This window comes from Colwellia sp. 6_MG-2023, assembly GCF_030547765.1.
Taxonomy (GTDB): domain Bacteria; phylum Pseudomonadota; class Gammaproteobacteria; order Enterobacterales; family Alteromonadaceae; genus Colwellia.
Genome location: NZ_JAUOPP010000007.1, coordinates 30,289 through 51,335, shown reverse-complemented (window position 1 = coordinate 51,335; position 21,047 = coordinate 30,289). Strand labels below are relative to the sequence as shown.

Below are 21,047 nucleotides of genomic sequence, written 5' to 3'. Positions count from 1 at the left end.
GATTAGAATCCTTCTGTATAGTCTAGTGAAATAATCACAAACAAGATAAACGAGCGTTTCAACGAATTTCAGTATAACTTAACTATTGTATTTAATTGATATGTTATTTAATCTTTTCTTTATTTTAGAAAATATACTTTAATCGATGTAAATTACTAGTCATTACAAACGACTATAACTAAAGAGAAATAATAATGTTCACAGAAAAGTTAATGCCACGTTTTAATGATACAGACGCACTTGGTCACATCAACAACACGACTATTCCTGTGTGGTTTGAAGGTGGCAGAGAGCCTATTTTTAGATTATTTATTCCAGATTTAGATCTATCAAAATGGAAATTAATTATTGCCAAAATTGAAGTGTCTTATCACGGTCAATTATTTTATGGGCAAGAGGTTGAAATACGTACTTTTATTGGTCGAATTGGAGGCTCTTCGTTTGATGCTTATCAAGAAGTTTGGCAACACGGTGAAAAATGTGCCTCTGGTAGTGCTTCAATGGTTCACTTTAATTACCAAACACAAGCCTCTGAAAAAATACCAGATGATATTCGTATTGAATTAGCAAAGCATTTATATCAACAATAGGCTTTACTTTTCGCTAATACGATATAAATCAACTAGCTAAAAATAAATAACGTTTTAAACGCAAAAAGCACTCGAATTTGATCGTATCTCACTATAGAATTACTCTCTTAATCAAATTTTTTAAACTCTAGAATAACTGTGTGTTAAGTACACAAATTGTTTTAGAAAAGCACAATCAATAGGATGTTTCATGGCGGGTGTAAATAAAGTAATTATTGTAGGTAACTTAGGTAAAGATCCTGAAGTGCGTTTTATGCCTAATGGTGGTGCGGTGGCAAATATCACTGTGGCAACATCTGACACATGGAAAGATAAGCAAACTGGTGAGCAAAAAGAAAAAACAGAATGGCACCGTGTTGTTATGTTCGGTAAATTAGCTGAAATTGCAGGCGAATACTTAAAAAAAGGATCAAAAGTTTATCTTGAAGGTTCATTGCAAACGCGTAAGTGGACTAATCCACAAGGACAAGATCAATATACTACTGAAATTGTATTACAAGGGTTTAATGGTGTAATGCAGATGTTAGACGGTAAACCGTCGGGTCAAAATACAGGTTTTCAGCAACAAGCACCTCAACAACAAGGTCAAGCTCAAAATACTGGTTTTCAGCAGCAAGCACCTCAGCAGCAAGGTGGTTATGCACCACAAGGGCAGCAACAGGCTCCACAACAAGCTTATAATAAACCAGCACAACAAGGTGGCTATCAGCAAGCTCAACAAGCGCCTCAACATCAAGGTGGTTATGCACCACAAGGTCAGCCACAAGGTGGCTTTGCTCCACAGGGACAACAACCTCAACAAGCACCTAAAGTGAATCCACAAGAGCCATCAATTGATTTTGATGATGATATACCGTTTTAACCAGAATCAAAATAAATTGTAAAGCTTAAGCTAAATAAGACCCTGTTAATTCAGGGTTTTTTGTAATGTTTTTAATATATTTATAGGTAAGCCCATGAAACGTATTGTACTTTATACCATGGAAAAATGTCCGCATTGTCAAACCGCAAAACGCTATTTAGATGAGCAAAGGATCCCTTATCGTTTATGTAATGTGCAAACACCAAAAGGTCAAAAAGAGTTTTCTGCAATAGGCATGCGAGCTGTGCCTGTATTAAAAATAGGCGATCAACTATTGAATGGCTTTTCGATCGCTAACTTTAATAAGCTATTTAAAAGTTAAGCAGTACCGCTAGTTATTAACTTTAACTTCATGTTAGGCTATATCTACTTATAATTCTGCTATTTACTGCTTGCGGTATATAAAATTTATTTTTAAGGATAAATTACCTTGCAGCTAGTTTTTCGATATGTTTTTCTGGTATTTGTTACCTGTTGTTTTTTTGTGGCTAATGCAGCGAAGTTAACAGATAGTTTGGCATTGCAAAATATAGAGCATGCCTTACATAAAGAACCATGGACAACATATCAATCATTACTCGAACAAGCTGATCAAATAGATGAAATGTCACCGAATTACAAACTTTGGTGGCTATTACGTAAAGCAGAGGCCGAAAATTTATTGTATTTCTTTGATAGGTTTGAGGCAACAGTTGAAGAGTCTCTTGCAGCTGTACATGAAAATACCCCCGCTAGAATACTTATTAACCTTGATATTTTTCGTGGTCTAATCCTTCAACGCGAAGGTCACTACCTTCGCTCACAAAAGTTATTGAAAAAAGCGCAAGAATCCGCACTAGCAAATGATTATATTGCTTTAGCTGTGCAAGCTAAACAAGAACTGGCGTATACCCTTAGCTTAACTGGCGTTTATGAATTGCCATTAACTGAATTACAACAGGCTTATATGGAAGCCTTTATGTTAAATAATGAGTTCTTAATTGCTAGAATTAATGAGGTCTATGGTGCCATTTATGGTTATATGCATGATTATGCTAAATCAATCGAGTATTACCATAAAGCATTAATAAGTTATCAACAATTAGCGTATCCATATTATGAAGGTGAGGCTGTATACGGTTTAGCGGTCACTTATCGTTATTGGGGGAAATATGAATTGGCAATTGAGTACTATAAACGGTATCGAAAAATAATTGAATTTAGCCCCAACAATATTAATGGTAAATTTTTTGCGGCTTATGGCATTGCCATGAGTGAAGCGAGTCGAGGAAGTTGTGAGCAAGCATTAAGGTCTATTAATTATGCTGTAAGTATTGAAGGATTAAGTGATTACAAAGCTGAATTATACAAAAGGAAATCGGAATGTTTGATTACAGAAGGTAAGTTAGATGAGGCAAAAATAGCGTTAAATAAAGCAGAAGAAATATTTTACTCGCTACCCGAACTACTTGGAACTCGCTGGCAAATAGAAACATTAAAAATTGAGGCTAAATTAGCAGAGGCTCAAGGTAATCATAAAGAGGCATACAAACTATTGGAACAATTTAATGAAAATGAAATTGAATTGTTAAAAGAAAATATGTCTGATCGGCTATTACATGTCAGAGCAACACTAGAAGCAGATCGGCAAAATGTAGAAATATCACTATTGCAACAACGTACTAAAGTACAGCAGTTGGAATTTGAACAACAGAAACAAGCTAATACGTTACAAGTATATGTGATTTTTTTTGTCGCTACCCTGGTTTTAATTATGCTGTTTTTCACTTATTTTCAATGGCACCACAATAAAAAATTAAAACAGTTATCGATTAGAGATCCGCTGTCTAATTCATTCAATCGCCGATATGTATTTAATTTTCTACATAAATTAATTGATGCTAACTACGATGAAAAAAATACTATTTCAATTATGGTGATAGATATAGATGATTTTAAGCGCGTAAATGATTTATATGGGCATCCTTTTGGAGATGAAGTAATTCGCCAAGTAGCAAACATAGGTGCTAATATTTTAAGAAAAGAAGATGTAATTGGTCGTGTCGGTGGTGAAGAGTTTCTTTGTGTTTTGCCAAGGATTGATGCTGTACAAAGTTTGCATATTGCGCAGCGTTTTGTAAACACTGTTAATCAGCACGAGTTCATTACTGAAAGCAATAATGGTGGTATTCAAAAAATTCAAGTGAGCGTAAGCATAGGTTTAGCAACAACCTCTAAAAAGGTTAACACGAGTACTGAGCTTTATTTGCAAGCAGATAAAGCGCTTTATCACGCAAAGCGTAGTGGTAAAAACCGTGCTATACAATATCAAGAGTCCATGCAATATATGAATAACAGCAAAAAAAATTACGAAATTCCTACATTTGATGAGAAATAATTACTTAAGTCAATCAGTCTCATCACCCTCTTTTTTAGCGTCTGTACCTTTATTCAATTGTGCCATCACGTTACTGCAAGACTATATAAAACAGTTAGGTTATCAGCCTCAAATTCATTTTGAACTTGAGGGGTGCTATCAAGTAAATAATGTAAAAAGTCGTACACAAAAGTTAAACTTTGATCTTATTAATCAATATTTACGTAGTGTAGATATAGACGGTGAAATTGTCAGTGAATATTGGCGAAACCAATGGGAGTACGTTTCTTTATTTAATGGCCAAAGTCCGCTAAAAGAAGCAATGAATTTGCATCAAATGCTTATTCAGTTGCCACAAATATTTCAACGGTTGTATGGTCAACATGGTGTTATTAATACGTTAATTGAACCGGTAGTTTGGTCTGGTGATCAAGGTAAGTTAGCAAACGGTTCTAGTCAAATTTTTACCGATGACACGAGAGCTGTTCATATCCCTAATGCTATTCAACTTAATGCTAGCGTGCTTAATAAGCAAGGCATGAACCTTATTGCCGAAAAAAGTTTTGGTGAGTACTTACAATTTTGTTTTTTACGTACTAGCTTTGAATGTTCTTTATTATATCTACCCGAAGAAGCAGCTTTTGAGCGTTTATTATTAAAAAGTCACTATGGTTTAGCCCAAGAATTATGTTCACCAGTAGATATTTCAGGGGGACATCAAGGGAGTATCGCGTTATACCAAAAAGTAGGTAAGCATAATCAGAATATGGGGGAAGAGCCTCTATTATTTGATAGATATAATCAGGTGATGTCTGTGCAACAAAACTGGCAAAAAACGGCTAGAATTGAACATCGATTAGGTGCTTCAAGCGTCTACTATAATCCTTATGTTAATGTGATATATGGTTTGCTAAATATTATTGATGCTATTGAAGCTTATGAAAATAATGACGATTTATCTGTGCCAACATTCCCTTCTAACACATTACCTAAGTCATTATTTACTCATAATGATGATGCCGACTCGCTTGGCGCTATCGATATATTTACTGCAAGTTCATGGTTTAGCGAAAGTTTAAATACAGTCCAAGAAAAATACAGTAAAACTAATTCAACACTCGTACTTGAAAGCCCAATGTTGCTGGGTAATAAAATTAAGCAAATAATATTAAATACTTATCAAGTAAATATAACAAAATAAGAAATGATTTATGGAAATAAAACCTATAAAGGCTCCTTTATTAAATGGCACTGATGTTAAGGCTAAAAAGCAAGAGCTTAAAAACTATTTCAGACAAACATGGACAGAATATGAGTCACTATTTTCTCTGATAAATAGTGATAGTGCTTATTTTTTAAGGCCAGAGCCTCTTCGTCACCCGTTAATTTTTTATTATGGACACACGGCTAGTTTTTATATTAATAAGCTTATGCTAGGTAAGTTTATTGCAACACGTATTAATGATCGCATAGAAGCTATTTGTGCGGTTGGTGTTGATGAGATGAGTTGGGATGATTTAAACGATGAGCATTATGATTGGCCGACAGTTGCTGAAGTTAAATGTTATCGAGATCAAGTTGCAATCCTGATTGAAAATCTTATTGATGATATGGAGTTATCGTTGCCGATAACAAAAAATTCACTTGCGTGGATTATTTTGATGGGTTGTGAACATGAGCGAATTCATATTGAAACATCATCCGTTATTATGCGTATGCTACCTTTGCAATACCTTAGTGAGAGTAAAGACTGGCCTACCTGTAAAAAGAGTGCTGATGCGCCCGAAAATAGATTAGTATCGATCAAAGGTAGGCTCGTCGAGTTTGGTAAACCTAAAAGTGATGACTCATTCGGATGGGATAATGAATATGGCTATAACACCCTCAATTTAGATGACTTTAAGGTTTCTAAATACTTAGTGTCTAATCAAGAGTATCTAGCATTTGTTAATGCTGGAGGATACCAAAACCTAACATTTTGGACAGAAGAAGGGCAACAATGGTTACGTTTTTCTAAAGCGAGTAAGCCCTATTTTTGGGTAGAAAAGAGAAGTGAAACTAATGAGAAATTATATTGGCAACGTAATTTACTGAATGAAATCCCGTTACCTTTAAATTGGCCAGTAGAAGTTAATTACTTAGAAGCTAAAGCTTTTTGTCAATGGAAAAACAGCCAGGTTGCCGATACTGAAAGCCAATATATACGCTTACTTACTGAAGCTGAATGGTTATGCTTACGTGATAAAGTTGATGGTGATTTAGCTTCTTGGGAGCAAACACCGGGCAATTTAAACCGTGAACATTATGCATCTTCTTGTCCTATAGATGAATTTGAGCATGATGGCGTATTTGATGTAATTGGAAATGTTTGGCAATGGACTGAATCAACTATTGATGGCTTTGAAGGTTTTGAAGTTCACCCATTATATGATGATTTTTCTACACCGACCTTTGATGGTAAGCATAATTTAATTAAAGGTGGTTCTTGGATTTCTACAGGAAACGAAGCTCAAAAATATTCTCGTTATGCATTTAGACGGCACTTTTTTCAACATGCTGGCTTTCGTTATGTGCAAAGCAATAATAAAAGAATACCAAATCTTGATGCTAACCCTTATGAAACTGACCGTGATATTTGCCAGCAACTCCATGCTCAATATTCGTTGAAAACGGAATCATTTATTAATGAAATTTTTAATGCACCCATTAAAAATTATAGTCAGCAAATATCTGACTATATTCTAGGCGCTATGGAAAAACATAATATAGCCGCCGATAAATGTTTGGATTTAGGTTGTAGTGTGGGCAGAAGTAGTTTTATTTTAGCCCAGTATTTTAATCAAGTGGATAGCGTTGATTTTTCTGCGCGTTATATACGTCATGGTGTTAGCTTGCAACAAGGAAACGCCGTTCGCTATTGCTTAGAAAATGAAGGGGATATAGTTGATTATTATGAGGTTAGTTTAAAGTCGCTTGGCTTACCTTCTCACAATAATATACATTTTAGCCAAGGAGACGCGGGTAACCTAAAAAGTGGTTTTGATAACTATGATATTATTTTAGCTCAACAGGTACTCGAGAGTAGTTATAATCCGCGTCAATTTTTACAAACAGCTCATCAACGCATAAAAAGCCAAGGTTTGCTTGTGATTGTTTCTGATTATTACTTTGGTGAACATCATACCGCAAAGAATAACTGGTTAGGAGGAGTAAAAGTTAATGGTGAAAATGTGACTGGCTTTGACGGATTGTCGGAGCAATTAGCGCCTCATTTTAACTTAGTTGCCCAACAAGAACTAACGCGGGTGATTCAAGTCAATCAACGTAATTTTATTTTAAAGCGTCCTCAATTAAGTATTTGGCAGTTAAAGTAACTCATTAATACTCCTCTTCTTATCTTTTGCACCAAATATAATCTCAGCAGATAATTGCTGTGCAATTTTGGTGCAACGTTTAATGTTTCTAAGTGTAACAAAAACACAAATTGTTGATATTGTTCGTTTAATTTTTATGGCACATGAATTGAATTATATAGTTCAATATTAACTAAAATTAAAAATAAGAGGTCTACAGTGAAAATAGTTAACGCAATAATTAAACCGTTCAAACTCGATGATGTTCGTGAAGCCATCTCTGAAATCGGTGTTGAAGGGATAACTGTTAGTGAAGTAAAAGGTTTTGGCCGTCAAAAAGGACATACAGAATTATATCGTGGTGCAGAATATCAAGTAGATTTCTTACCAAAAGTTAAACTTGAAATTGCTGTTAATGACGACATAGTTGAACGCTTAGTTGAAGCAATTAGTAAAGCAGCGTACACAGGTAAAATTGGCGATGGCAAAATTTTTGTCTATAACCTTGAACAAGCCATTCGCATTCGTACAGGTGAGCAGGATTCAGAGGCTATTTAATCTGTATTCATATTGCTTGCTGTAAAGCTAGGTAATGAATTCACATTAGTAGACTTAAATACTTCGGCTTTGTGTTTTCATTCAAATTTAATCTTACAGCTCATACCTGACCAATTACTGTTACAAAAATTATTATAGGATCAATTATGGAACAAAATATTTTTCAACTTCAATATGCTATGGATACATTCTATTTCTTAGTTTGTGGTGCCTTAGTAATGTGGATGGCCGCTGGCTTCTCAATGTTAGAAGCAGGTTTAGTTAGATCTAAAAACACAACTGAAATTTTAACTAAAAACGTTGCTTTGTATGCTATTGCTTGTGTTATGTACCTAGTAGTAGGTTACGATATTATGTATGGCGGCGGTGTTTTCTTAAGTGGTATTGGCCTTGATGGTGCTGCTGATGCAGACGCTTTAGTTAGTACGGTATTAGCTGAATCTGCCGAAGCGGGTTTCGATGGCGGTGCGGTTTATGCAAATGCAGCTGACTTCTTCTTCCAAGTAGTATTTGTAGCAACAGCTATGTCTATTGTTTCAGGTGCTGTAGCTGAACGTATGAAATTATGGGCATTTTTAGCTTTCACAGTTATCTTAACTGGTTTTATCTACCCAATGGAAGGTAGCTGGACTTGGAATGGTGATGCTGTATTTGGTTTATATACATTAGGTGACCTAGGTTTCTCTGATTTTGCTGGTTCAGGTATTGTTCATATGGCTGGTGCTTCTGCTGCTTTAGCAGGTGTTTTATTACTTGGTGCACGTAAAGGTAAATATACTAAAGATGGAAAAATAAACGCTATCCCGGGTGCTAATTTACCAATGGCTACCTTAGGTACATTTATCTTATGGATGGGTTGGTTTGGTTTTAATGGTGGTTCTGTATTAAAGCTTGGTGATATTAACAGTGCTAACTCAGTAGCTATGGTGTTCTTAAACACTAACGCAGCGGCAGCAGCAGGTGCAATTGCAGCGCTTGTTTTTGCTAAAATCTTATTTAAGAAAGCTGATTTAACCATGACATTAAATGGTGCACTAGCAGGTCTAGTTGCTATTACAGCAGAACCTTCAACACCAACACCATTACAAGCAACAATATTTGGCGCAATTGGTGGTATTATTGTTGTTCTTTCAGTTATTGCTTTAGATAAAGCTAAGATTGATGATCCAGTAGGTGCTATATCGGTTCATGGTGTTGTAGGTTTCTTTGGCCTAATGATTGTTCCAATTACTAATTCAGGTTCTAGCTTTAGTGGTCAGTTAATTGGTGCAGCAACTATCTTTGTTTGGGTATTTGTAACTAGCTTTGTAGTTTGGTTCGCATTGAAGAAAATTATTGGACTTCGTGTAACTGAAGAAGAAGAATATGAAGGTGTTGACCAAGCTGAATGTGGTATGGAAGCTTACCCAGAATTCACTCGAGGTTAATATTAATATACTGATATTAGCACTCTAAGATTGGTATATGTTAAAGTAATAACTGAATATTATTACTAAAAAAAGCAGCGATTTCGCTGCTTTTTTTTTGTCTTGTTCGGAATGACTTTAATTTTCTATGAATATCTTCTTATTAACAAAGGAATTAAGCTCAGCAGAATAAACCAAGCAAAAGTACCGCCACCACTACTATCATTATCAGGCGTAGGTGTTGGTTCAGTAGGTGCTGTGATTAGCGTGTTTCTAACAGGAGATAAATCACCATCAGTTACTTCAGCGGAGTCGACAATAACAATTTGTTCAACAATCACAAAGTTTTCTATACCAGGCGTTGCTAAATCACTACATTGTTGATCATCCGCAATAACCATTGGTATGCCTTCTAAATTTGCAGAATTACATAAAGTAAGTTGAGCTATGTTATCAATGGTTGTCATACCATCACCAATAACTTGGCCAAAAACAGTAAAGCCACTATTTTGTAAGTCTAGGTTGCTAGCGTTATCAGCTAAATTGAAGAACCATTGATCTGTTGCACTGTCAGGATCTCCGCCAAGCTTAGCCATGGCAATAGTGCCTCTGACATTAGAATATATTGGCTCGTTAATCACTGCCGGGTTTGTTTCGATTCGAGTTAGCGGAAAATTACCTTCGAATGTATATCCACCGCCTTGTACAACAAAGTTGGATGAAACACGGTGTACTACTGAATTAGTATAATGCTGCTCTTCAACATATTGAAGAAAGTTATTAACTGTTTCAGGGGTACTACTATCGAATAAATTAACTTGAAAATTTCCTTGTGAGGTTTGAAACTCAACAATTGTCGCATTTACAAGTGTGGTAAAACTAATGGATAACAATATGGTATAAATAAATTTTTTAAACATGATATACAGCCTATATAAGAAACATTGCTGCATCATAGTCGTAGTTGTATAATTATTCAATCATGCTCGTACTCATTACTAAACAGTTACATTCAAGAATTATTAGTGCTATAACTGAACAAGGTACTTCCTTTAATTCATCATCTATTTCCTCAAGGCATACTATGTGGCGCATCTTGTTGCTATTTATATTAATATTTACCGTTGCATTAAATGTTCGGGCGCAAAATATCGAAAATGAGTTGGAAGAGATCGGACAGCAAGCCAATAAAGCTATGGCGATCGTTAAACTCAGTCAATTACTTGAAAGTGAAAAACTGAATAAAACCCAGCGTATTAGAATACTTATACAACAAAGCAATGCTTATTTTACCTTGAGTAATTTACAAAAAGCGTTGGAAATAATTCAACAAGCGAAAGCCCTACTTGATGAGAATAGTTTGTCACAACTACAAGCCGATGTTGACAAACTAATGGGCATTATCTTGTATTTTCAAGGTGAATATGCTCAATCTTTAGTTGCGTATGAAGCAGCGTTAAATTATTTTCAACAGCAAGTTTTCTCAGCAGAAAAAGCAATTAAACAAGCTCACTTATTAAACAATATTGCATTGGTACAAACGTCTAAAGGGGATTCGCTTGCAGCATTGAAAGCTTATAAAGAAGCTGATGAGTTGTATCAATATTATGGTAGTGAAGTTGATAAAATCGATGTTCGCTATAACCTTGCTGTACTTTATTTAAGTCTGCGTCGTTATGATATTGCTATTAACATGTTTGAAGAGGTAATTAGCAAGAGGGAGGTTTTAAATGATGAACACGGCATTGCTAAAGCTTCCGCTGGTATTGGGGTTTCTTATAAACAATCAGGCCAATATCAGAAGGCCGAGAGCTATGTAATGAAAGCATTAACATACTTTCGAAACAATGATTACCATATTGATGCTGCTTCACAATTTCATAATTTAGCAGAAATAAACTATGAACTGTCTAATCTAGATAAAGCTTCAGAATATGCTAACTTAGGTGTGGAATTAAGTAAAAAAATAGGTCATCAAATGACTTATGGAGGTAGCTTACACACTTTAGCGAAAATTTATTTTTATCAAGGTGATATTGAACGCTCTCATATGTATTTAGATCTATCGAATGCGGTCGCAAAAAAAATGGGTTTCCAACAGCTAATTAATGGTAATTTAGGATTAAGTGCGTTGCTTTATGCTGCAGATGGAGAGACAGCAAAAGCATTAATGACTCAATTAGCTTACCAAAAGGAACGTTTAAAGTTATCAAACGAAACACTTAATGAGCAAATAGCACAATTTGAATCTGTACAACTTAGCCAACAAGTAAAAAGTCTGCAGCAAAGTAAGAAGCTACAGGAGTTAGAGTCTACTAAGGCAGATCAACAGCGCGAATTTATTATACTTATCTTCGCTTTTTTATTAACGGTATTGTTTTTGATATATCGACGCTATTTGGAAAGAAGGTTAACCAAAAAACTAGAAAATAGAGTAAAACAACGTACTGAAGCGTTAGAGTTTCTAACAAAAGAATTACAAGATGCCAGTATGGTTAAAAGCCAATTTTTAGCTAATATGAGTCATGAGATTCGAACACCACTTACCGCGGTTCTAGGACAAGCAGAAGCGATTATTCATGGCGATTTCGATAATGAAGATTTGCTCCATGAAGTTGAAGTTATTCATAATAATAGCTTACATCTACTACAACTAATTAATGATATTTTAGATTTAAGTAAAATAGAAGCGAATAAATTTGAACTCGAGAATAGACGTCAAGATTTACATACAATCGTAGATAAATTAAATGATATGTTTACTGAGCAAGCGCAACGTAAAAATTTATCATTTACAGTAAGCCATCATCTACCAACTCCCTTTATTATCGATATCGATGGTTTACGGTTAAAACAGATTTTGATAAATCTATGCTCTAATGCTATTAAATTTACCAAAGAAGGCTGGGTTTCGTTAGATATTGCCATTATAGATAAAACATTACTATTTACTGTCACCGATACAGGAATAGGAATGAATAAAAAGCAAATGGCAAAAATGTTTAATATATTCACCCAAGGTGATAATAGTATTAGCCGACGTTTTTCTGGTTCAGGATTAGGGCTATTTTTATCTGATCAACTAGCAAAAGTAATGTCAGGAAAAATAACGGTTACTAGTCAATTGAATCAAGGCAGTACTTTTGTTCTCAAATTACCTTTTGGCGAGGTGTATTCTGTTTTAGATGATGTTGAGAATAATGAACAAGCACTCGGTATTCGTGTTAACAAAAAGCAGTATACCGGTAAAATATTACTGGCAGATGATCATGATGATAACCGCCGTTTAATTGCTCGTTTACTCACTAACTTAGGTCTAGAGGTGCTTGAAGCATCTAACGGAATAGAGGCAGTCGAGTTATGTAATGAGCATAAACCAATAATAACGTTATTAGATATCCAAATGCCTAGAATGGATGGCATACAAGCATTAGAAGCGTTGCGAGAGAAGGGCTGTGATCGCCCTATTTATGCATTAACCGCTAATGCTATGGCACATGAAATTGCACAATACCTAGCGTTAGGTTTTGCTGGGCATCTTAAAAAACCTATTGAACGAGAGGTTTTTATTGCCACTATTGCTCAGCATTATCCTGAGAAGGCTAGTATTGACAAAAACAATGTTGAAAAAGGTAACATCGGATTCGCGAATTTTGAAGCTAATGTATTACTTGAACAAAAAGTAGATGACATAGATATATCGGATATTACTAAGTCATTTATAAATAATTTATCGCAAGATAAGCAAGAATTGATAGATTATCGTCATAATAATGAATATAAAGCGTTAGCTAAATTAGCACATAAAATTTCAGGTGCGGCACAAATGTTTGGTTTTATAGAAATATCACAAAGTGCTATGGAACTTGAAAGTGCTATTAAGAAACAAAAATTAGAGATTGTTGACGACTTGACTCATTGCTTAATTGATGAAATAAATCTTGTTCTAAGCAATTCTCATAAAGATAAAGATTAATTTACCTAATTTTAATAGACTGTAAGTCAGTTATAAAACTGTATTTTATTTATAGTTTTAACAGCTCTATAGATACTCGCATTTTGATTGGATTTAGGTATATACTCTTCTAATAAAACATAAAATTACTATCAGGATTTCAAATGGCTAGAGAACAATTTGGTGTTTGTGCAGAGCCAAACTTACATGGCAGTTATTTACTTTTTAATGTGTTAGATAATAGAAATGCATTTATTCGGACTGCTTTGTCTCGCTTACCTGAATTATTTGATGATTATGCAGATCAATTTTCAGAAGCTAATTTAACGGGTGTTGTTGCTATAGGTGCAAATTATTGGGACGAATTCTACCCGCAAGCACGTCCTGCACTGTTGAAAGCGTTTCCTTCAATGGATAATGATGACAGAGTCGCCCCTAGTAATAATGTTGATATTTATATCGAAATCCGTAGTGATCGCTCTGATGTTAATCATATTGTTTGCTCTAAAGTGTGTCAGCTACTTGCTGATAGTGTTGAGCTAATTGAACAAGTTCAGGCTTTTCGTTTCTTAGATGGTCGAGATTTAACCGGCTTTGTTGATGGCACTGAAAACCCTCAAGGTATGCAACGTAGAAATGTTGCGTTAGTGCAAGAATCTGATGACGCTAATTTTGCAAGCGGTAGTTATTTACACATTCAGCGTTACAAGCATAATTTAACACTCTGGAGTTCGTTGAAAAATGAAGAACAGGAGGATGTTTATGGGCGTACGAAAGTAGATAATATTGAGTATGAAAGTGATAAAAAACCATTAACAGCTCATACTAAGCGCACTAGCTTAAAAGATGAAAATGGTAAAAGTATTGAAATTTTAAGACAAAGTATGCCTTACGGTGATGTAAAGGAACAAGGGCTATTCTTTGTCTCTTATTGTCATTCACCTGAACCATTTGAGAAAATGTTAAAAAGCATGATTTATGGTGACGGTCATGGCCACGTAGATCATTTACTTAAATATACTCAAGCTGAAACAGGTGCCGCTTTTTTTGCCCCAAGCTTAACTTTTTTAACGGCACTTGGAAATATTTCCGTATAGCTATTTCGTGTAGTGCGTAGCTATTTGGTATTTACGAGTTATTATTGTCAGAATAAAAAACCTCAGCAACATAGCGCCCTTGATCGATAGCTAATTCAGACTCAGGGGCTATTTTACCAAGTTTGTAAAGTGCAGGGCCTGTTGGTTCGGCTAATAGATAAGTAACTCCTTGGTGTATTAAGGTTGTATCCCCAGCTTTAGCGGGAACAGCAATTCCCATGAAAGCATGTTTATCAATATAAACCATTACCATCTCAACGTTTGGCATCAAGGTACGCAATATAGTGGCAGTTAATGTTACTTTACTATCACAATCCCCCTGATTCTCCCATAATAATTTAGCTGGTGAATTAAAGCCTGATCCTGAAGATGTAACACGTGATTCCAACGTAGAATAAGGAATAGACTGTACGAATCCAAGCACGTAATCTGTTACTTTTCTAATGGTTTTTGCAGTAATCTTATCCAATATGATCGGTTTTAAGTGCTTGAAATCTACGAGTGAATCATTAGCAACATCGGCATGATTTATTTTTATTCCTGTTTCGCCATCATGTGTGTTGAATAATTGATAATAATTTTCTTGGAGGTATTGTTTAGTTGCTTCCTGTTTTATTGCTTTTACTTTTTTGTAGGCAAGTGCAATTTGTTGATCTTCTTGCCCTTTAATTTGCACTATCGTTTCGCCATCTTTCTGTAAGAAAAAAGCTTGAGCTGCATTTAACGGCTCTTCATCTAACTGTTTTTTTAATCTATGCATAATCGTTTTGTGGGCGAATTCACTTTGATACGGTTTTAGGTCGCGAAAGTGCTCAAATAATGCAGATTTAGTTAAAGCAAAACTGATCGATTGCTGTTGGTTACTATGATCAAGCCATTGATAGTTGAAATTATAATAATTCTTGTCGGCAGACTTAGAAAAGCTTACTTGCTTCGCATCAACAAAACTGGCGCAGCATAAAAAGAGATAAAATGTAATTTTGAAGGGGTTCACAGCAATTCCTAGTAAATTTTCTATACTTTACTCAGTAGTCATTATTTAACACTAACCTAAGAGAAGTAAAACACCAAATTTAGTGTAGTAATTTATCGTTAAACTTTACTTTAATCATTATTAATGTAGAATTAAAACACTTGTTTGAATTGGTCGTTTGATTTAGTACTCTTCTTATTGAAATAGCACTAATGAAATTAATTATTAAATTTAAGAAATTTTAAGGGGTTGTTGTGGCTGAATATAAAGTTCCATTAAAAGACATGAGCTTTTTGCTTTATGAAGTATTTCAAGCGGATAAAATGTGGCAGAAATTACCTAAGTTAGCGGAACAAGTTGACAAAGATACAGCCGAAGCAATTTTACAAGAATGCGCCAAAATCGCTGAGCAAGCAATTGCGCCTATCGCTCGAGAAGGTGATGAAACTGGAGTGAGCTTTAAGGAAGGCGTTGTCACTACAGCGCCAGGATATAAAGAGGCTTTTAACACTTATGCTGACGGTGGTTGGACAGCACTTGGTGGTGATGTAAATTATGGCGGTATGGGCATGCCAAAAATGCTAACTGCTTTACATGAAGAAATGCTTTGTAGTGCAGATATTTCGTTTGCACTTTATCCTGTATTGACTGCTGGTGCCGCACTTTCGTTAGCAAAACACGGCAGTGAAGAATTAAAAGAACGTTACCTTACTCGTATGTATTCAGGTGAATGGTCAGCTTCAATGTGTTTAACTGAATCTCACGCAGGTTCAGATTTAGGCATTATACGCACTAAAGCGATACCGCAAGAAGATGGTAGCTATAAAGTTACTGGTAATAAAATCTTTATCACTGGTGGTGAGCATGACCTTACTGAAAATATTGTTCACCTAGTATTAGCAAAACTACCTGATGCGCCTGCTGGTCCTCGTGGTATTTCATTATTCTTAGTACCTAAATTTCATGTTAATGATGACGAAACTTTAGGGGCGCGTAATAATGTTAGTTGTGGCTCTATTGAACACAAGATGGGGATTCATGCTTCTGCAACTTGTGTTATGAATTTTGATGACGCTAAAGGTTATTTAGTGGGTGAATTGAATAAAGGGCTAGCTTGTATGTTCACCATGATGAATTTCGAGCGTATTGGCGTTGGTATTCAAGGGTTAGGTGCAGCAGTACGTTCATATCAAAACGCACTAGAGTATGCAAAAGATAGATTACAAGGGCGTTCGCTTGATAGTAAAGTTAATGGCGTTAAAAATCCTAACCAAGAAGCTGATTCTATTATGGTTCATGGTGATGTTCGCCGTATGCTCTTGAACATGAAAGCACTTAATGAAGGCTCTAGAGCGCTTTCAAGTTATATCTCTATGCAATTAGATTATGCCACCTATGGTGAAGGTGAAGAACAAGTTAAGGGTGAAACATTAGCGGCATTAATGACACCTGTTGCCAAAGCCTTTTTTACTGATTTAGGTTTTGAAAACACTGTTGCTGGGCAGCAAGTTTTTGGTGGACATGGCTTTATTCGTGAGTGGGGGCAAGAGCAACTAGTACGCGATGCACGTATTACACAAATATACGAAGGAACAAATGGTATTCAAGCAATGGATTTATTAGTACGTAAAATAGCTACCTCTAAAGGTGCTATGTTAAATGTATTCATTGATGAAGTGACCACTTATATTGAAGCCACTAAAAATAATGCAGCCATGGGGGAGTTTATTACTCCGCTAACATTGGCTGTTGATGATTTAACTGAGCTTACTGATGATTTATTAACTAAATCACAAGCTAATATTAATGAACTTGGTGTATCAGCGAACGATTATTTGCATGTTTTTGGTTATACTGCAATGGCTTATATATGGGCTAGAATGGCTGATGTTTCTTTAGCTCAGCAAGAAAATAATGGTGAAAGTGGTAGTGATTTCTATCAAAGTAAGTTGCATACAGCACGCTATTACTTTTCACGTATACTTCCTCGTCGTATTTCATTAATTGCTTCGGCTAAATCAGGTTGTGATTGCTTATTTAATATTGATGATGAATTGTTTTAATTACTTCACTATATAAACCACAATTGACGTATGTAGACCCCGCCTTAGTGCGGGGTTTTTATATCGTATCCCATAACTCATTCATAGTCTTTTACAAAGTTTACTTTACCGTTTGGTATATAAAAAGGTATCATTTCGCTATAATATTTTGACTTAATGTCTAATATTAACTTGAAAAACAGTAAATTAACTGCTTTTATTAATATAGTTAAACTTATTATTAACAGAGTTTTGTTAATAATTACAATAATAATGTCTTGGTTTAATTCTTGGTGAAGGAAGCCAATATTAGTTTTTTTATACCGATATTAAAGCAAGGTTATTTAAGAGTTCCACTCTACCATTTGTAAAATAAATGAATTCAACTCGAAAAAATTAACAGATATTTAATCTTTTTCGTGCTGGTGTTCATCGTTTATTTTACATTGGTTAAAACAACAGATGAAAAATAGTTGCCGTGCCGTAAAGTGTTGTAACAAGAGAAGTTATATGCTGAATAATTTAGATCAAAATTTACAATATAGACGTAGTGTTATGCGTGTAATGTTACTGTTAGTAATGGTAGGCGGGGCAACATTCTCTGTTATTAATTTTTATCGTGGACTCTGGTCGTTAGCAATATTAGAAATGATATTTGCATTTTTTGCTTTTTTTTTATGGCGTAAAATTTTATATATTTCTAATTTTCAACGGTGGGTTAGTATTTTCTTGTTACCGTTTTTTACTACTATGGTTTATGCCATGTATGTACCAAACACATCGGTATCTATTTTTGTTTGGATAATCGCTATTCCCATGATTTCATATCTTATGATGGGACGTGTACAAGGTTTCTGGGTTTCAATATTCTTTATTGTTAGTGGTGTTTCTGTTTATCACTATCGTTTTATAGAAGGCAACTCAGTGATAGATATTGCTGATTCATTGAATATAATTCTTGGCGCTTGTTTGATGATCTCTCTAGCTCACGTATATGAAGTGAATAGAGAAAAAAATGAAGAACGTTTGCTTGAGTTAGCAAGTACAGACACATTAACGGGTTTAGCAAACCGTATGAAGTTAAAAGAAAATTTTACCTTATATGCCGAATATGCCAAACGCCATAAATCTTCCTTAGCCGTTGCTATTTTTGATTTAGATTATTTCAAAAAAATTAACGATGAACATGGTCATCACGTTGGGGATGCAACTTTATGCTATATCGCTAACTTTATTAAAGATAGAGTTCGAAAAACTGATTTATTAGCTAGGTTTGGCGGTGAAGAATTTGTTTTGCTTATTGTTGGCTCTAAAGATCAAGATTGTTACAAGCAGGTAGATTCACTAAGACAACAATTACAGGATACGCCTTTTATTTATGATGAAGTAACGTTAGCTATGACTGTCAGTGCAGGCATTGCTACCTATGGTAATGATGGCTTAAGCTTAGATGATCTATTATTAAAAGCTGATCGACGTCTATATTTAGCTAAAGATAATGGTCGAAACTGTGTAGTTGATGGTAGTAAGGAAAGCGAAATAAAAAATCATAATTAACATATTTATTAACTTATCGGTGTTAATTATGAGCTTGAGCTATGGACTTCAATTGCTGACTATAACTTCATTTAATAATTAACTTACACGTATTTATTCAATAATACTGATACTTATTTTAGATCTAATTTAATTAAGCTTTACTGGTGTTGTTAATTTAATCATCAAAGTAAAGTCTTGTTACATAAATTATAAACCTCAGTTTACTCATAAAAATCTTTTGATGATCATTTTTTATAACTTTTTGGGATGAAAGATCCACAAAAACCCACAAATTCATCCACTTCCTAAATATCTTTATCTAGGCCTTAATTTTACTAGTGTTTTGACCCGTGTTCCTATCTTGGTTTTCACTATTATTCACTTGACATAACTTTACTTTAGTCACTAAACTGTATCATTGTGGTAAAAAGTGGGTAATTGTGGATCATGGCAGCTACCTTATAAATAAACGAGTAAATTATCAGCGAATAACTTTAGTCAATAAGGCAAGTATTCAACTATGTTCAGAGGCGCTAGCGCAATTACACTTGATAGCAAAAATAGAATCACAATACCAACACGGTATCGTGAGGAATTGTTTGCCGATTGCCAAGGGAAAATGGTGTGCACTGTTGATATTCAACATGCGTGCCTATTGCTGTATCCCTTACCTGAATGGGAAGAAATTGAATTAAAGTTGTGTAATTTATCAAGCATGAATCAGCAAGAGCGTTTATTGCAGCAAGTTTTGTTAGGTAATGCGACAGATTGTGATATGGATAAAAATGGTCGTTTATTACTTAATGGGCCATTAAAAAAGCATGCAGGTTTAGAGAAATCAGTAATGTTGGTTGGGCAATTGAAAAAGTTTGAAATTTGGAGCGAGTCAGCATGGCAAGCACAATTACAGCAAGGTATAGATAAAATTCAATCAGGTGAAATTGAACTGACTGATCGTTTGTTAGATTTATCTTTATAAAATAATTAAATTAATAAGGTTATAAAAAACAACATGGAATTAGATAAAGCACATATTTCTGTTTTATTGACAGAAGCGATTGATGGCTTAGACATTGATCCTAATGGTTGCTATATCGACTGTACTTTTGGTCGTGGCGGCCATTCGTCTTTGATTTTATCTAAATTATCTACCAATGGTCGATTGATTGCGATTGATCGTGATCCTAGTGCAATCGCTGCAGCAGAAAAGTTTAGCAGTGATGAGCGTTTTCATATTGAACATCAAGGTTTTGCTAATCTCGCTGAAATAGCTGAACAGCATGAATTAACCGGTAAAGTTAATGGGATTTTACTGGATTTAGGTGTTTCTTCCCCACAACTTGATGAGGCTGAACGAGGTTTCAGCTTTATGAAAGATGGTCCGTTAGATATGCGAATGGATACTTCGCGTGGGCAAACAGCAGCAGAATGGTTAGCTGTTGCTGATGTTGAAGATATTACTTGGGTACTTAGAACGTTTGGTGAAGAAAAACATGCATGGCGTATTGCAAATGCGATTGTTGATGCTCGTGAAGAAACACCTTTCACACGCACTAGTGAGTTAGCTAAATTAATCAAAACCACCGCGCCACAAAGAGAAATTAAAAAACATCCAGCTACACGTAGCTTTCAAGCTATTCGAATGTATATCAATAGTGAGTTGGAGCAAATAGAAAAAGCCTTAGCAGCTTCTTTATCGGTTTTGGCCGAAGATGGTCGTCTAGTCGTAATAAGTTTTCATTCGTTAGAAGATCGACTAGTAAAACAATTTATGAAAAAGCACTCTCAGGGTAAGAAAGTTCCTCGAGGTATGCCAATTAAAGAAGAAGAATTAAATAAAGGCAAAAAACTTGAATTGATTGGTCGCAAATTAAAACCAAGTAAAAGTGAAGTGGAAGAAAATGTTCGTTCACGTAGTTCAGTATTACGTATTGCTAAACGTTTATCCCACTCAGTTGACTAATTTTGGTAAATGAACACGTGGCGCTCAAAAAAACAACATCAAGCCAGGTACTAGTACTGGATATTTGGCAAGATATTGTAGAGCATTTTATCACTTATATTTTATTGTTATTAGTGGTGGTGTCAGCATTTTCAGTTGTTTATTACACACATATGAATAGGCATAAAACGAGTGAATTAGAGCAGTTATATACACAACGAGATGAATTAGATATTGAATGGCGTAATTTATTGTTAGAGCAAAATAGTTTGGCAGAGCACAGCGCCATAGAAAGTAGAGCGAATAAAATGTTAAACATGAAGCGAGCTGATGCCGATTCAGAAATAATTGTCACCTTAAAATAATCCTTTATC

Annotated in this window: 17 protein-coding genes; 15 read left to right on the top strand and 2 right to left on the bottom strand. The window is 35.0% G+C overall.

The features are described from left to right. Positions 1-194: 194 nt before the first annotated feature. The 8 genes from Q4503_RS06360 (at position 195) to Q4503_RS06325 (ending at position 9,146) form a co-directional block, all read left to right on the top strand. Positions 195-590 (top strand): thioesterase family protein, encoded by a 396-nt coding sequence (locus Q4503_RS06360; RefSeq protein ID WP_215974221.1) that lies wholly within the window; start codon positions 195-197, stop codon positions 588-590. Positions 591-780: 190 nt separating this feature from the next. Next, positions 781-1,452 carry a single-stranded DNA-binding protein gene (gene ssb / locus Q4503_RS06355; RefSeq protein ID WP_215974222.1) on the top strand — a complete coding sequence of 224 codons (672 nt, stop codon included), beginning with the start codon at positions 781-783 and terminating at the stop codon, positions 1,450-1,452. 94 nt (positions 1,453-1,546) lie between these two features. Further along, a complete protein-coding gene (locus tag Q4503_RS06350; RefSeq protein WP_303601729.1) occupies positions 1,547-1,774 on the top strand; it encodes a glutaredoxin family protein in 228 nt (75 codons plus the stop codon). A 108-nt stretch (positions 1,775-1,882) separates the two neighbouring features. Then, positions 1,883-3,829, top strand: coding sequence for a diguanylate cyclase (locus Q4503_RS06345; RefSeq protein WP_215974224.1), 1,947 nt, complete (start codon positions 1,883-1,885; stop codon positions 3,827-3,829). After that, positions 3,819-5,009 carry a hypothetical protein gene (locus tag Q4503_RS06340; RefSeq protein ID WP_303601728.1) on the top strand — a complete coding sequence of 397 codons (1,191 nt, stop codon included), beginning with the start codon at positions 3,819-3,821 and terminating at the stop codon, positions 5,007-5,009. Before Q4503_RS06345 ends, Q4503_RS06340 begins: the two co-directional genes overlap by 11 nt. Positions 5,010-5,019: 10 nt before the next feature. After that, a complete protein-coding gene (gene ovoA, locus Q4503_RS06335; protein WP_303601727.1) occupies positions 5,020-7,182 on the top strand; it encodes a 5-histidylcysteine sulfoxide synthase in 2,163 nt (720 codons plus the stop codon). A gap of 198 nt (positions 7,183-7,380) precedes the next feature. Further along, positions 7,381-7,719: a P-II family nitrogen regulator gene (glnK, locus tag Q4503_RS06330; protein WP_159817380.1), complete on the top strand. Its 339-nt coding sequence runs from the start codon at positions 7,381-7,383 to the stop codon at positions 7,717-7,719. Positions 7,720-7,865: 146 nt separating this feature from the next. Continuing rightward, positions 7,866-9,146, top strand: a complete 1,281-nt coding sequence (locus Q4503_RS06325) for an ammonium transporter (protein WP_303601726.1) — start codon at positions 7,866-7,868, stop codon at positions 9,144-9,146. Positions 9,147-9,271: 125 nt separating this feature from the next. On the opposite strand, the gene Q4503_RS06320 is transcribed toward Q4503_RS06325, so the two are convergent. Beyond that, positions 9,272-10,045, bottom strand: a complete 774-nt coding sequence (locus Q4503_RS06320) for a peptidylprolyl isomerase (protein ID WP_303601725.1) — start codon at positions 10,043-10,045, stop codon at positions 9,272-9,274. A 164-nt stretch (positions 10,046-10,209) separates the two neighbouring features. On the opposite strand from Q4503_RS06320, the gene Q4503_RS06315 reads away from it, so the two are divergent. Both Q4503_RS06315 and Q4503_RS06310 read left to right on the top strand, forming a co-directional pair. Next, complete coding sequence (locus Q4503_RS06315; RefSeq protein WP_303601724.1) at positions 10,210-13,101, top strand: ATP-binding protein; 2,892 nt, start codon at positions 10,210-10,212, stop codon at positions 13,099-13,101. Between the two features lie 143 nt (positions 13,102-13,244). Then, complete coding sequence (locus Q4503_RS06310) at positions 13,245-14,177, top strand: Dyp-type peroxidase (RefSeq protein ID WP_303601723.1); 933 nt, start codon at positions 13,245-13,247, stop codon at positions 14,175-14,177. 31 nt (positions 14,178-14,208) lie between these two features. On the opposite strand, the gene Q4503_RS06305 is transcribed toward Q4503_RS06310, so the two are convergent. Beyond that, the gene (locus Q4503_RS06305) at positions 14,209-15,171 is read right to left on the bottom strand and encodes a hypothetical protein (RefSeq protein ID WP_303601722.1); all 963 of its coding nucleotides are present in this window, start codon (positions 15,169-15,171) and stop codon (positions 14,209-14,211) included. A 233-nt stretch (positions 15,172-15,404) separates the two neighbouring features. Here Q4503_RS06305 and Q4503_RS06300 point away from each other — a divergent pair, with 233 nt between their 5' ends. The 5 genes from Q4503_RS06300 (at position 15,405) to ftsL (ending at position 21,038) form a co-directional block, all read left to right on the top strand. Further along, positions 15,405-17,213, top strand: coding sequence for an acyl-CoA dehydrogenase C-terminal domain-containing protein (locus Q4503_RS06300; RefSeq protein ID WP_303601721.1), 1,809 nt, complete (start codon positions 15,405-15,407; stop codon positions 17,211-17,213). Positions 17,214-17,702: 489 nt separating this feature from the next. Further along, the gene (locus tag Q4503_RS06295) at positions 17,703-18,749 is read left to right on the top strand and encodes a GGDEF domain-containing protein (RefSeq protein WP_303601720.1); all 1,047 of its coding nucleotides are present in this window, start codon (positions 17,703-17,705) and stop codon (positions 18,747-18,749) included. 502 nt (positions 18,750-19,251) lie between these two features. Next, entirely contained in the window at positions 19,252-19,710 is a 459-nt protein-coding gene (mraZ, locus tag Q4503_RS06290) for a division/cell wall cluster transcriptional repressor MraZ (protein ID WP_215974233.1), read from the top strand. A gap of 33 nt (positions 19,711-19,743) precedes the next feature. Continuing rightward, positions 19,744-20,694 carry a 16S rRNA (cytosine(1402)-N(4))-methyltransferase RsmH gene (gene rsmH / locus Q4503_RS06285; RefSeq protein ID WP_215974234.1) on the top strand — a complete coding sequence of 317 codons (951 nt, stop codon included), beginning with the start codon at positions 19,744-19,746 and terminating at the stop codon, positions 20,692-20,694. A gap of 17 nt (positions 20,695-20,711) precedes the next feature. Continuing rightward, on the top strand, positions 20,712-21,038 hold the full coding sequence (ftsL, locus tag Q4503_RS06280; RefSeq protein WP_215974235.1) for a cell division protein FtsL: 327 nt from the start codon (positions 20,712-20,714) through the stop codon (positions 21,036-21,038). The last annotated feature ends 9 nt before the right edge of the window (positions 21,039-21,047 follow it).